The following is a 12,988-nucleotide window of genomic DNA, read 5'->3' as shown; positions in this document are numbered from 1 at the left end:
CTACATTAGTTTATCTTGACATTTTTCTTCCCAAATTAACAATTGTAACCTGTTGTCGAGCTGACAACAGTAGCTAAACTCGCGAAGATAGCCTTGGCTCTCAAGATGAGTCTATTCTGAGGTGGCACGCTGCCAGAGGATTTGATAAATTTCTTCCGGTATGGCAGCTTTGAGCGATCGCCCCAGACGATTCTTCTTTTGAGCGGCTTTGAGACATTCGGCATTCCGACAGAGATAGGCGGAACGACCCATGCCTTGATCTAATTGTACCTGATGGGACGAGTAGACTCGAACCACTCGCCAAAATGTCTCTTTGGGAGCGGCTTGGCGACAGGCGACACAACGACGACAGTTGGGTGGCATGATCAATCAGCATCTTGAAGGACATGGGGGGTCTATCTGACTCGGGTTTTTGGGTGTGAGCGGGATCAGGGCTTCACAGCCCAATCTCTCTTTTATTTTTATTTTAGAGACTGTTCCCCGATTTATGAATAACCATGACCTGATGTTCGCCTGATTATTCGGTTTCTAAGTCCTCCTCATCTTCAGAGTAATATGCTTCTTGATCCTGCAACTGTTCTGCTATTTTTTGATCTTCTGCAACTGCATCATATTTTGCAGTATCTTTGATGTCAATTTTCCATCCGGTCAGCCGAGCCGCTAAACGCACATTCTGACCTTCTTTACCAATCGCTAAACTGAGTTGATCTTCTGGGACTAGGATGTGAGCGCGACGTTCTTCGGGGTTCATCAGACGCACTTCATCAACTCGGGCTGGACTCAAGGCATTGGCAATGTAGGTTGCGGGATCGGGAGACCAACGGATGACGTCGATTTTCTCGCCTCGTAATTCGTTGACGACGACTTGAATGCGTGATCCTCTCGCTCCAATGCAAGCCCCAACGGGATCAACATCGCGATCGAGGGTATCAACGGCGATTTTGGTTCGTGGGCCTACATGAGAGGAGGGCGGATTGGCTTCTCGGGCGACGGCGACAATGCGAACGACTTCATCCTCGATTTCGGGGACTTCGTTGGCAAAGAGGTATACCACTAAACCCGCGTCGGCTCGAGAGACGATCAGTTGTGGTCCTCGTTGCGATCCTTGAGAGACGCGCTTGAGATAGACTCTAAAGGTGGCATTGGCTCTGTAATTGTCGTTAGGGAGTTGCTCTCGTTTGGGAAGTTCGGCTTCGACTTCTTGATGACCGAAGCCACTGGCGACGGACATGATTACAGATTGTCGTTCAAAGCGCAATACTCGGGCTTGTAAAACGGTTCCTTCTAAGTCTTTAAACTCATCTTGAATCATTTTACGCTGCTTGTCTCGCAGCTTTTGAGCCAGGACTTGTTTGGTTTGAATGGCGGCCATCCGACCAAAATCATGTTGATCGGGTGTGACATCAAGGGTGACTGTATCGCCGAGTTGGGCTTCGGGTGCTACTTCCTGCACGTCTTGCAGGGAAATTTGATGATCTTGGTTCGTAACTTCTTCAACAATGGTTAAATTTTTAGCCAGGACGCGAAATCCTTCTTCTTCGACATCGAGTTCGACATCAAAATTGTCGAAATAGTCTTCGCTAAACGGGGTATTAATCTCAATGGTGCGACGGTAGCGTTCGTATCCTTTTAACAAGGCTTCCCGTAAGGCATCTTCAACGGCTTGCTTGGGTAAGTTCCGTTCTTGAGAAATGTTCTGGATCATGTCTTTGAGTCCAGGTAAACTGACCATTGACATAGGCTGATTCTCCTGTGTAAATGAGATATGAATAACGAGAAATCAAGAAGAAAACTAAGAATAAAAAATAAAAAATCATTATTTTCAATTCTCAAGCCGGGTCTGAGTCGTGATCACTTTCCCATTATTCCAAGGGATGCAAATGGCAATCCCCTGGAGCTGATCACGAGTGTAAAAATGCTCAGGTTTCACTCTTCTTCTTGAAGGAGAACTTCGGCAATCAGCGTGCGAGGAATTGCTATTTGTCGTCCTTTCTGATTAAGATAGACGGCTGTTTCATCGCGACGAACTAACTTTCCCACCCGCTCCTTATAGCCTTTATAGGGTTCTGAAGTTCTGATGAGTATGGGAAATCCTTTGAAGGAGATAAAGTCGCGATCGCTCGTGAGTGTTTGAGAAATTCCGGGGCTAGAAATCTCCAACACATAAGCATCGGGAATCAAATCTACGGTATCTAATTGTTCTTCCAACGCTCGACTCATTTGTTCGCAGTCGTCTAAACCCGTGTCTCGGTTGGGGTTGCGGATATCGACGCGCAAAACAGGGGGGGCTTGGTTGGTATAAAAGACTGCTCCCACCACTTCTAATCCCAGTGCTTCAGCAACAGGGGTGGCTAGATCGATGATTTTTGGGACAAGGGGGTGAGCCATACTTCGATAGCAGAAAATTAGACTTAAGACTTCAAACTGACTCCTAGATCGGTAAACAAGATACCGAAGGAGGTGGGACTGCTGGCTGTAGCATTTCCTACAAGCTTACAGGTTGACCTGACCCCTGCCACTAAAAAAAGTGGGCGTCACCCACTTCACAGTGTCTTCCACAAGAAGTCAGACAGACAAATCCCGTTTGGAATTTATCTCGTAACCTTTAGTTTAGCTTAAATCTGTCCCTTTTGTCAGGCAGGGCTGTTTCGTTTTCATGTTTGGCGATCAGGTCGCTTGCCGTGCAAAGCGTATCACCTAACTAAAACTCATGTATAGACTCCTGTCCATCAATATAGTATAGTATCTCAATGTTGGCAATTCGTGATTTTTAAGACTAACTGATTGAACAGACTGTAATCCTATTGAATAGTTGTAAATGAACTTGTTGGTATGTTAAAAAATACTCCTTTGAAGACTTTCGTTACTGCCACAATGAGTAGTGCAGCTTTCTTGTGTGTGGGTGTTCATAACGCTGATGCTATTTCTTTCAACTCCATTTCTCATATTTATGCCTTTGGTGATAGCTATTCAGATAATGGGGCAGCACGTCAAATTACAACAGCAGCAGTCAACTCTGGGGTTCCTGGAGCATTTATATTCCCCCGATTGGATGTCTATGACTCTGATGGTCGATGGACAAATAATCCCGGATTAACATCAGTTGAGGTACTCGCAAAACAAGAAAATTTACAGTTAACAAATTATGCTGTAGGTGGTGCAAAAAGTGGCAATGGCAATTTAAGTACCTGGCTCGATCAATATCAAAATACGGGTTTATTCGGTCAAATCGAACAATATAAAACAGAAGTTAATCGCGTGGCCGATTCTCAAGGATTATACTTTATTTTTATATCTACAAATGACTTGTTAGAAAGGTTTTTTAATAATCAGACTGGTTCGGTCGAAGCACTAGCTGCTGCTGCTATTAATAATATTGTTTCTGGAGTATCAGAACTTGCAGTGGTAGGGGCGCAACAGTTTTTTGTCGTAAATTCTACCGATCTAGCTGCATTACCGCTTTTTGAGGAATACTCTGAAGAGGCAACTAAGTTTAGAGATGTTATCAATAAAAGTCTTCCCGGTCAACTGGATACCCTCAATAAGCAATTAGGTGTTGAAGTTGCACTGTATGACCATGTTGCAATTAGCAACAAAATTCGTTCTAGCCCAGAGGCATACGGTTTGACCAATATAAATGATGCTTGCCAACTTGTATACAGTGCTGATGAGTTGAAGCCTGGTTGTTCGACACCTAATAATTATTATTACTTCGACGAGATTCATCCGAGTCGTCGTGTACATCAAATCATTGGTGAAGATATGGCCAGTTTCTTAGAGACACAAAAAACCACAACTGTTCCTGAACCATCAACTGTTGTGGCTTTGATATCTTGTACGGCAATGATCGGTTTACTACAGCGTAAAGTTCATAGTAAGTAAGGGCATCACCGTACCAGAACGGAAAATTGTATGTGCTTTCCTGAAACGCATACAATATACATACGCATTTCAGCGATACTTGTTTTCCTTTGCCCAAGAGGGAAGTATTTAGAACTTCTTTCCTTTCGTGAGTTGTCGCAGTTGTCTGGCTTCTGCGATCACTTGTTCAAAATTTTCTTCATCGACTCTTTGGACGTAATTAATTTTAAATTCTTCTAGAAAATCGACGAGGAGAGATTCAATTTCATTGAGGCTTTGTTCTTTTTGAATTTCTTGGCCGAGAGCCGTGCCAAAATGACGAACCAGTTCGTTTGATAACCGAGTTCCTACGGGATCTTCCATCGCGGTTTTAACCGTTTCATAGGTGGTTTGTGGCCCTTCAACGGCTAATTTTGATAACTCAGTAACCAGACGTTCGGTCAGTTGTGTCGGTAGATCTTGTAAGCCCGGAATTTGCTTGAATCTTGTGGAAATCGGAGACTGTTGAACAGCACTTTGAATACTATGACGGAGAATGGCTTCGATTTCGGGTTGAACTTGGGGAATGGCTTTGTATACGGTCATCTGAACTAAACGAGTGGCAAGAACTTCTATTTCATTAATATTATTGATATCGATGTAGCGACGGTTTTGAGCTTTAAAAAACTGTTTTAAAAATTCTCCACTTTCGATATCATTTTGCAATTGATTAATCGCTTGAATCACAACAATTTCTGTGAGTTCTTGAGCAAAACTGCTGAGGATTCCCCGAATGGCTTGCAAACGAACTCGTTCGATATCAATCCATCCCACTTGTTCTAAACGAATCATCACCGGAAGAATTCTGAGCGATCGCCAGACGGGAATAAACAAAAAGACATCATACCAACGCCACAGCATCGCATCAAACCAGGTAAACCGCGCAAAACGGCGACCAATTAGATAAGTTCGCAGGATAAATTCGGTGATAAAAATAATGATAAAGGGTAAATCTATTTTCCAAAATTCATCGATAAACCTTCCTCTTTCACCAATTCCGCGATAATAGTTCACTTCCATAAAAGGAATGATTTCTTCATCAAACCATGCTAATTGTTGTTGGAAGCCTTGTTTTGTTAAATAGGTTGGAGTCCAAAAAATACGAAAGGCTTCTTTTGCCGAATCTTGTTCACCTGGAACTTGATCTCGCATTTTGTTTTTGATTTTTTCTAATGAACCGCTTTTGTTGGCAACGGAAAAAGGATCTTCGTTAATCAAGTTAATACTTTTGGTTTGCAAGTCTTCTAGGGTTTGATTCACCTGAGATGAATTGATCCCAAACTCTGAGTATTGCTGTTGAAGTTGTTCTACAGTTTCGATATATCCTTTGGTGGCGCGGTGGGGTTCAATTCCTTTGATTGGATCATACAATTGTATAATTTTAGGGGTGTAGCGGAAATAAAAATCGCGCAGGGGGATATAACTTAGATTAAACAAGACTAAAATAAAATTAATCACGGTTAGCAGTGTCATTAATTGTTCAAACAAAGGAACTTTTTTCTTTTTCTTACGGAATCGGGATTTTGAGGTTTGCATAAATCAGGAAAAATGAAAATTTATAGGGCTACTTTAGTTAGACTCTACTAACTTTCCATCAACACTTCGATAGATTTTTACGGAAATTTAACCATGTCAACTGCTTCTAAATTACCCCGGATCAGTGTTGTTATTCCAGCTTACAACTGTGATCGCTATGTTGCACAGGCGGTTGAGAGTGTTCTTCATCAAACTTATTCTTCTGTTGAAATTATTGTGATTGATGATGGTTCTCAAGACAATACTCGTCAAGTTTTACAGCCTTACAGCGCCCAAATTCGCTATGTTTATCAAGACAACCAAGGGGTATCTGTGGCTCGAAATCATGGCATTCATCTCGCACAGGGGGAGTTTGTGGCGTTTCTAGATGCGGATGATGTATTTCTCCGAGATAAACTGGCGGCGCAGTTAGCAGTCTTTGAGGCGAACCCGAAACTGGGAATTGTGCATAGTGGTTGGCGACGCATTAACCAACAGGGGGAAACGTTAATGGATGTTCAACCTTGGGAGATGGTGCCTGAGTTGAACTTAGAATCTTGGTTGCGCTGGAAACCTTTTGGAACGATGGGAACTTTGATGTTTCGTCGGAATTGGTTAGAGGAAGTTGGAGGTTTTGAACCGGGGTTAACTCATGCTGAGGATGTGGATTTAATATTACGTTTGGCGTTAAAAGGTTGTGAGGCGGAGTGGTTACGTCAATCAACGGTTTGTTATCGACAACATGATCAAAATACGATGCGAGATGGAATTTCCCAAGCGAAATCTATTAATTGGGTGTTAGAACGATTTTTGAGTCGAGAAGATATTCCTTTGGAAATTCGCCTCATTGAAAAATGGGTGCGTTACAGCACGTTGGTTTGGAGTTCTTGGTATTTATATTATACAGGTTTTTCGCCAGAAATGGTACAATATTTGCAGAAATCTTGGCATCATAGTCCCTATTTAGCAGTGGAAACGGTGATGAATTGGATGGAGAGTTTTACGCAATATTCGATGAATTTGGGAGATGATTTTGATGCGGATAAACTGAGTGAAATTCCCGAATGGAAAATGTTGATGGAATGGGTTGTTGAAAAAATGTTCCAGCCCCATCAAAATCATTAAGTTTTTACAGTCCGGCTTTCTTAATCATCTGTTCAAGTTGATTAAGATTGACGCAAATATTACGAGTGACTGGGCTAATTTTGGGATTGTCATCATCGGGTAATCTCTCCCCGAATAAGTAATAATGTTCTAAGCGACAAATATTACTGAGAAACCAATAGAGTGGGGTAATATAGCCGGGTGAAAAAATCTCAATTACTTTCGTTCCGGGGTTACAAAATGTCAGGTTAGTTAATCCCGCACCATGAGGCGCAACAACGACTTCAGCCGCATTCAGATAATGAGCTTGTTCAACGATAGACAAAGATTCTAAGTAAACTCGTTGAAAGCCATATTTTTCTAAAAGTTGAACTACGGCTTCATTATTGATTGTTTTACGATAACCGGCTTTGTTTCTATCAATATAAATTCGTTTGTAGTTAGGAATTTCGGGGCGAAGTTTCGGGTTGAGAAATGCTCGTCTGAGATATTGACATTTCCATTCTGAAATGCCAAATTCTTGGGTAATATTAGGAACGATCACTTGTTTGGCTTTCAGATGGGGATAATCAAAGCTTTCTATAATTTGATCAGCAGGAATTCCCACCGCTTCTAAAGAGTCTATTTGATATTGATTCGGACAGTGAGTGAAGACAAATTTATCAACTTTAATCTTCTCAATCTCGGATACTTTTTGAACAAGATCGAGACGAGCCACGACATCAAACATCCAATGAAAATATCCACCATTTCCCCAACGAACCGATAGAAAAGCCAGAGTTTCATCGATTTCGTGAACAGAAGAATGATGATTAGATGAGATTAAAAACTCGGGATGTCCGCTACAAAGTTCGGGAATTAATTGATTTTTTGCGTTTAAAACAGCACTGGTTAAAATCGGATCGGCTAATACCTGTCCTTGGGGAAGGATACTCGCAAAAGCCGCAGAGGATCGAAAATAATTATGTTGGAAATCTTGATGAAGATTGTCATCTAATATAATGGGTGGTACACATTCAGTTAGACTTTCTGAATAAAGGTTAATTGTAATTACATCAGAAGCTGATTCTAAGCTAACAACTTGCTCTTTTGAATATTGACAAAAGGTTTCAATGACAATCGGTGGTAATAGTTTATAATGGCGACAAACAATGGCTGATCCAGGATAGCCTTGATGTTCAAATATATGGGCGAGTTCATCATAGGCTTGAAAACAATGGGTTTTTAGTTCGATAGCTTTGATAAAAGCATCAATTGCATCATGCCAATTTTTTTGCTGTTGTAACGCAGAACCGAGTTTGAGATAAAGTTCGTATACATCTGGATTGACTTGAACTGATTTTTTATATAAAGCTATGGCTTCTTCCCATTGTTGTTTTTTCTGTAATAAATCACCCAGTTTTTCGTACAAAAATGGAAGATCTGGATCTATTTCTAACGCTGTTTTGTAGTGGGCAATTGCTTCATCTTCTTTGTTGTTTTGCTGTAAGGCATCTGCTAATTTATAGTAGGATGTTGAAAGGTTAGGATTGATTTTTTGTGCGTCACGATAGATCGCGATCGCTTCTTCTATGTTATCTTGTTCAATTAAAGCATCTCCGATTTTAATATAAGGCCAATAGTTTTCAGGGTTGAGTTGGAGTCCTTGACGGTAGGTTTTGATAGCTTTTTCCCATTCTTGGCATTCCATCCAAGCATCTGCTAATTTAAAATAAGACCAAGATAAATTCGGGTTAATCTGGATACTTTGTAAATAACAATTAATTGCTTCTTCCCACTGTTGTAATTGGGTGAATACATCTCCTAAGCTGTTATAATAATGGCTAGCACTAGGATTGAGTTCAATTGCTTGTTGGTAGTTGAATATTGCTTCTTGCCATTGTTCTTGTTGACTCAACGCTTTACCCAACAGATAATAAAGTTTCGCTTCTTTTGGATAAAGTTCTTTCGCCTGGGAATATAAATTAACGACTTGTTCAAGCTGATTCTGTATTGATAACGTTTTACCTAAGCTGAAATAATCTTCAATTTGGAGTTTATCTGGTTCTAATAGAGACGCTTTATATTGACAGTTGGCTGCTTTTTCCGGTTGATTATTTTTTTGCCAAATTCGGGCTAAGTTTCGGTAAACTCCGGCTAAATTGGGTTGAATTGCCAGGGCTTTTTCATAGGAAGTTATTGCTTGTTCCCACTTGTGTTGAGACGCATATAAACTTCCTAAATTGGCATGAACTTCAGCAAAGTCTGGTTGATATTCTAAGGCTTGATGATACCAGTATTTAGCCTCATCTAGTTGTCCTTGTCGTTGCATCACAACACCCAGGATTTTGTAAGCAGGTGCAAAATTAGGTTGGATTTTCAAAGCTTGATGACACAAGGTAACAGCTTGTTTCCATTGTTGTTGAGCGATGTACAAATTTGCTTGTTGACAAAGCTGACTCGCTGCTGTTTCTGAGTTAGCCGCCAGGTTCATATTCAACGACTTTATAGGGGACTGTTTATTTATATCATTGAATTGCAGGCTTTTCTGCGGTATCAACTTAAAATTTGACGACTGTGGCTATCTTAATAGTAAGCTGTCTCTTGAGACTGGATGAGGTATTTTTCACGGATTTAACTCTCTCAAACCTGCCGCTTTGTGGCAGTAGACACAAAAAGCCCATAATATCAATGTGACTTTATTTTACTCAAAATGGGTTTTTATGTCAACCCCCTGATTAATTCCAATTAAATTCTCTCCGTAAAAACGCCTCTAATCTTTGATTTTGGGGATTAAAAAAATCCCCTAATTGTGTGCGAACATTCTCAGGTATTGGTTGATAGTATCCTTGATTGTAAGGTTTAAATTCACTCAACGAATGATGCGGTAAATTCAAAAACTCAAAAACCTTTTTAAGTGTGATTTGGGGTTTTTCATACAAGTCTTCACTTTTTAAAATCAGAAAATTTTCAGCCGGAAAGTGCATCATCCAGTTTTGTATAAATTCCACATACATTCCCCGCCAAATATATTTATAAGTTTTTTCCCAGTAGTTGGGATTAATAGAAGTTTCGGGATAATTTCCCAAGAGTTCTAATTCTAAGGAAATCGCTGCTTCGAGAGATTGTTGTTCTAATCCTAACCTAACCCAGTGATAATATTGAGAAACCGTTCTTTCAATGGGATTTCTGAGTAAAATAATTAACTTCATCTGTGGAAATGTTTTAGCAATGCGGCGAGCAACTTGTTCATCTTCTAGATAGCTAGGTGTTGATTCTCCGGTTACAAAGTTTGCAGATGACTTGAGACTCGGAAAATGAGAAAAATACCAATCAAATCCTCGTTTATAATGATGATTCCAAAAATAAATCTCTTTCTTGATTGCAGGTAAAATTTGAGGGTGTTCTTCCAAATAACGATAGAGCGAAGTCGTTCCGCCCTTCTGAGTTCCAAGAATAATAAAACTGGGACTGAGTGTTTTTTCGTTATCCCAATACTGTTCAACAATCTCAGGATGAGAACGTTTAGTTTTTTTATAAATTGCTCTTTTATAAGCAGCAATAGCAGGTTTTATTTTTCCAGATCTCGTTAAAACTTCCCCGAAGTTTAATTCAACTAAAGGAGCATCTGGATAACGTTGAACAGCATCTTGATAAAGCGTTAAAGCATCATTCAGTTTATGGTGTTCGGCTAAAATATTCCACAAGTTCCAGTAAGACCATTGATAAAAAGGTTGAAGTTCTATCGCTTTTAGATAAGCTTGGAGAGCGGGTTCATATTGTTTGTGCTGAAAAAGAAGTTGAGCTATTTTTTGATGGGCTTGAAAGGACTTCGGATCGATTTCTATCGCTTTTTTATAATTTATAATTGCTTCATCCTCAGATTTGACTTTAACAAAAGCATCTGCCAATCTTTGATAAGTAATTGCTGAATTTGGGTTGATTTTTAAGGCTTTTTGGTAGGTATCAATGGCTTCTAGCCAGCGTTCAAGTTGGCTGAATGCTTCACCTAAGTTATGAGCCGCTTCAAAAGAATCCGGTTTAACTTTAATTATTCTTTGATAACATTCGATTGCTTGTAAGGGTTTCTCCTGCTTAAGCAGCATATTTCCTAATGTTAGATATTCCTCTGGGGTTGCCCAGTTTGGTTCTAATTGCAAAGCTTCATACCAATATTGTACTGCTTCTTCTTGTCGGTTAAGTTGAGTTAAGATTTGAGCGATATTTCGATAAGCAATTGCTAATTTTGGTTGAATTTCAAGAGCTTTTTGGTAAGCCTCTATCGCTTTATCCCACTGCTGCTGTTTCGTGTAAATATTCCCAAGATTTGCATAAACTTCTGCCAAGTCGGGTTGAATTTCAAGAGCTTTGAGATAGTATTTTTGAGCTTCTTCTTCCTGACCTTGAACTTGTAGAGCTACTCCTATTGTTTTATAAGCGAGTGCAAATTCAGGCTGATATTTTAAAGCTTGCTGACAAGAAATAATAGCTTCCTGAAATTGCTGCTGACGCAAGTAAACCAGGGCTTGTTGATACAAGTTCATTGCCGTTGTCGTAGATTGCTCCGAATCATTCATAATGAAGATAGCTGTAATAGGTCAGGACTTTTTATTATACTCGATTCTTCAACCTGATTCAGTTGCCGAAATTGAAATCACTTTAGAATAGCTGTCAATTTCTTCATCTTTTAATCCAGTCGCTGTTTTTATAATCATCAATTGGTAGCCTTTGTGAATAACTGTAATGGCATCAGACACCCAGTTCAAAAAACAATCAATACCCACTTTTGCCTGTTGATCTGGATTATCGGATTCATTCACTTCATAGTCATCAAAAATAATAATTCCTCCAATTTTAGTTAAACGCCAGGATTGTAAAGTATCCTGCAATGCAGGCATCGCTTGATGGCATCCATCAATGTAAACAATATCATAAAAATTAGGTTGTAGTGAACTGAGAATATCTTGAGAATAGCCAATCATTTTAATCACTTTCTCCGGGAAACCAGTTTGATTAATATTTTGCTCAAACTCAGGCTTAAAATACGGATCGATACAGGTTATTTTCGCGGTAGGATGAGTTAAAATATAATCTAGAAACCAACAAGTAGACATTCCTTGATAGCTGCCAATTTCTAAAATATTTAATTCCGGTGTATTGCTTAAAAACTTTAAATGTTCTTGCCAGGTGCGAATATTGTTGCTAAACCAGTCTTGAGTAAATTGATAGTTTCTCTGTTGACAGAGATCCCATCCTTTTAAAACAAGAGCTTTTTGGTGATATAAAATCGCTTCTTTTGCTTGACCTTGTTGAGTTAAAAGATTACCGAGTGTTGTGTAGGCATCAGGAGAATTAGGATTTTTCTGGATACTCTGATAGCATTCAGTAATAACTTGCTGAAATTTTTGTTGTTGATGCAAAACTTGTTTAATTTTTATGAAAACTTCTGGATGATTCGGTTGAATTTTATCAGCAAGCTTATGAAAAATGATCGCAGCTTCAAACTGCTGGCATTGAACTAATGCTTCCCCAAGCTGTAAATAAGGTTCAGCATGATTCGGGGTGAAGCCAAGTTCAGCAATATTGATAGAATAATTAATTGAAAGCTTTTCAGAATTCATTTGAAAAACTTGATAATACCCGTCGAACACCTTCTCAAAACTTGACTGGTTAATTTGCTGACGAATGGCATATCCCAATCGTTCATAAATGGTATTTATAAAACTTGCGTTAAAAGGATTTTCTCGAATTTTAATGGCATAAAGATAAGCAATAACAGCATCATGCCACTGTTTTTTCTCCGAAAAAGCATCTCCTAAGTTATTATATGACCAAGCCGCTTTAGGATTGATTTTGATTGCTTGATGACAAGCTGCTATTGCGTTATCCCACTGCTGTTTTTGAATATATATTTTTCCTAAGTGAAGGTATGACCATAAGGAATTTTGATTCAGTTCAAGGACACGACGAAAAGCAAAAATTGCATCATCCCATCGTTTGAGTTGAAATAAAGCATCTCCTAATTTTTGATAAACTATTGCTATATTGGGATTAAGATTAATCAGTTGATGGTAACAGGCTATAGCTTCTTCAAGTTGACCCAATTTTGCTAAAACATTTCCTAAGTTTAAATAATTATTCTCATCTTTTGGATCTAAACGAAGTGCGACTTGATAGCTAATCATTGCATCTTGCCACTGTTTTTTTTGAGCGTATATGCTAGCAATGTTGTGATAAACTTCTGCGTCATCTGGCTTAATTTCTAACGCTTTTACATAACACTGTAAGCTAGTTTCTAGTTGACCTTGACTCTGAAAAGCCAATCCTAAAGTTTTATAACTCTTAAGATTTGGCTGAATTTTTAAGGCTTGTTGACAAACAGCGATCGCTTCCGAGTATTTTTTCTTCCTTAAGTAATCTTCTGCTTGTTTGTCAAGTTGTTGAACAGAAGATTCTAAACTCACGATAGGTTCCATAATTTGCTTTAAGT

General features: G+C 39.3%; 9 protein-coding genes. 2 read left to right on the top strand and 7 right to left on the bottom strand.

What is annotated here, in order from left to right; genetic code table 11:
* Positions 1-111 precede the first annotated feature (111 nt).
* The 3 genes from WN50_RS06010 to rimP all read right to left on the bottom strand — a co-directional run bounded on the left by WN50_RS06010 (position 112) and on the right by rimP (position 2,388).
* Entirely contained in the window at positions 112-363 is a 252-nt protein-coding gene (locus WN50_RS06010) for a YlxR family protein (RefSeq protein WP_046277840.1), read from the bottom strand.
* A gap of 154 nt (positions 364-517) precedes the next feature.
* The gene (gene nusA, locus WN50_RS06005; RefSeq protein ID WP_046277841.1) at positions 518-1,738 is read right to left on the bottom strand and encodes a transcription termination factor NusA; all 1,221 of its coding nucleotides are present in this window, start codon (positions 1,736-1,738) and stop codon (positions 518-520) included.
* 188 nt (positions 1,739-1,926) lie between these two features.
* Positions 1,927-2,388 (bottom strand): ribosome maturation factor RimP, encoded by a 462-nt coding sequence (gene rimP, locus WN50_RS06000; protein ID WP_046277842.1) that lies wholly within the window; start codon positions 2,386-2,388, stop codon positions 1,927-1,929.
* 486 nt (positions 2,389-2,874) lie between these two features.
* Here rimP and WN50_RS05995 point away from each other — a divergent pair, with 486 nt between their 5' ends.
* Positions 2,875-3,882, top strand: coding sequence for an SGNH/GDSL hydrolase family protein (locus WN50_RS05995; RefSeq protein ID WP_049558392.1), 1,008 nt, complete (start codon positions 2,875-2,877; stop codon positions 3,880-3,882).
* Positions 3,883-3,990: 108 nt separating this feature from the next.
* Here WN50_RS05995 and WN50_RS05990 read toward each other — a convergent pair whose 3' ends face one another.
* The gene (locus tag WN50_RS05990; protein ID WP_342586740.1) at positions 3,991-5,436 is read right to left on the bottom strand and encodes a hypothetical protein; all 1,446 of its coding nucleotides are present in this window, start codon (positions 5,434-5,436) and stop codon (positions 3,991-3,993) included.
* A 93-nt stretch (positions 5,437-5,529) separates the two neighbouring features.
* Between WN50_RS05990 and WN50_RS05985 the strand changes: the two genes are divergently transcribed.
* Positions 5,530-6,540: a glycosyltransferase family 2 protein gene (locus WN50_RS05985; RefSeq protein ID WP_046277843.1), complete on the top strand. Its 1,011-nt coding sequence runs from the start codon at positions 5,530-5,532 to the stop codon at positions 6,538-6,540.
* A gap of 4 nt (positions 6,541-6,544) precedes the next feature.
* On the opposite strand, the gene WN50_RS05980 is transcribed toward WN50_RS05985, so the two are convergent.
* From WN50_RS05980 to WN50_RS05970, 3 genes are all read right to left on the bottom strand, one after another.
* Positions 6,545-8,992: a tetratricopeptide repeat protein gene (locus WN50_RS05980; RefSeq protein ID WP_046277844.1), complete on the bottom strand. Its 2,448-nt coding sequence runs from the start codon at positions 8,990-8,992 to the stop codon at positions 6,545-6,547.
* 244 nt (positions 8,993-9,236) lie between these two features.
* Positions 9,237-11,075, bottom strand: coding sequence for a tetratricopeptide repeat-containing sulfotransferase family protein (locus WN50_RS05975; protein WP_046277845.1), 1,839 nt, complete (start codon positions 11,073-11,075; stop codon positions 9,237-9,239).
* Between the two features lie 48 nt (positions 11,076-11,123).
* Positions 11,124-12,974 (bottom strand): tetratricopeptide repeat protein, encoded by a 1,851-nt coding sequence (locus WN50_RS05970; protein ID WP_046277846.1) that lies wholly within the window; start codon positions 12,972-12,974, stop codon positions 11,124-11,126.
* Between the last annotated feature and the right edge of the window lie 14 nt (positions 12,975-12,988).

Source organism: Limnoraphis robusta CS-951 (assembly GCF_000972705.2).
Note: the sequence above shows the minus strand (reverse complement) of the source record. Positions and strands in the feature narration are given on the sequence as shown.

Excerpts from the sequence above, each read along its gene's own strand:
- WN50_RS05985 (WP_046277843.1), top strand. The coding sequence starts at position 5,530 with ATGTCAACTGCTTCTAAATTACCCCGGATCAGTGTTGTTATTCCAGCT.
- WN50_RS05995 (WP_049558392.1), top strand. The coding sequence starts at position 2,875 with ATGAGTAGTGCAGCTTTCTTGTGTGTGGGTGTTCATAACGCTGATGCT.
- WN50_RS05975 (WP_046277845.1), bottom strand. The coding sequence starts at position 11,075 with ATGAATGATTCGGAGCAATCTACGACAACGGCAATGAACTTGTATCAA.
- WN50_RS05990 (WP_342586740.1), bottom strand. The coding sequence starts at position 5,436 with ATGCAAACCTCAAAATCCCGATTCCGTAAGAAAAAGAAAAAAGTTCCT.
- WN50_RS05970 (WP_046277846.1), bottom strand. The coding sequence starts at position 12,974 with ATGGAACCTATCGTGAGTTTAGAATCTTCTGTTCAACAACTTGACAAA.
- rimP (WP_046277842.1), bottom strand. The coding sequence starts at position 2,388 with ATGGCTCACCCCCTTGTCCCAAAAATCATCGATCTAGCCACCCCTGTT.
- nusA (WP_046277841.1), bottom strand. The coding sequence starts at position 1,738 with ATGTCAATGGTCAGTTTACCTGGACTCAAAGACATGATCCAGAACATT.
- WN50_RS05980 (WP_046277844.1), bottom strand. The coding sequence starts at position 8,992 with ATGAACCTGGCGGCTAACTCAGAAACAGCAGCGAGTCAGCTTTGTCAA.
- WN50_RS06010 (WP_046277840.1), bottom strand. The coding sequence starts at position 363 with ATGCCACCCAACTGTCGTCGTTGTGTCGCCTGTCGCCAAGCCGCTCCC.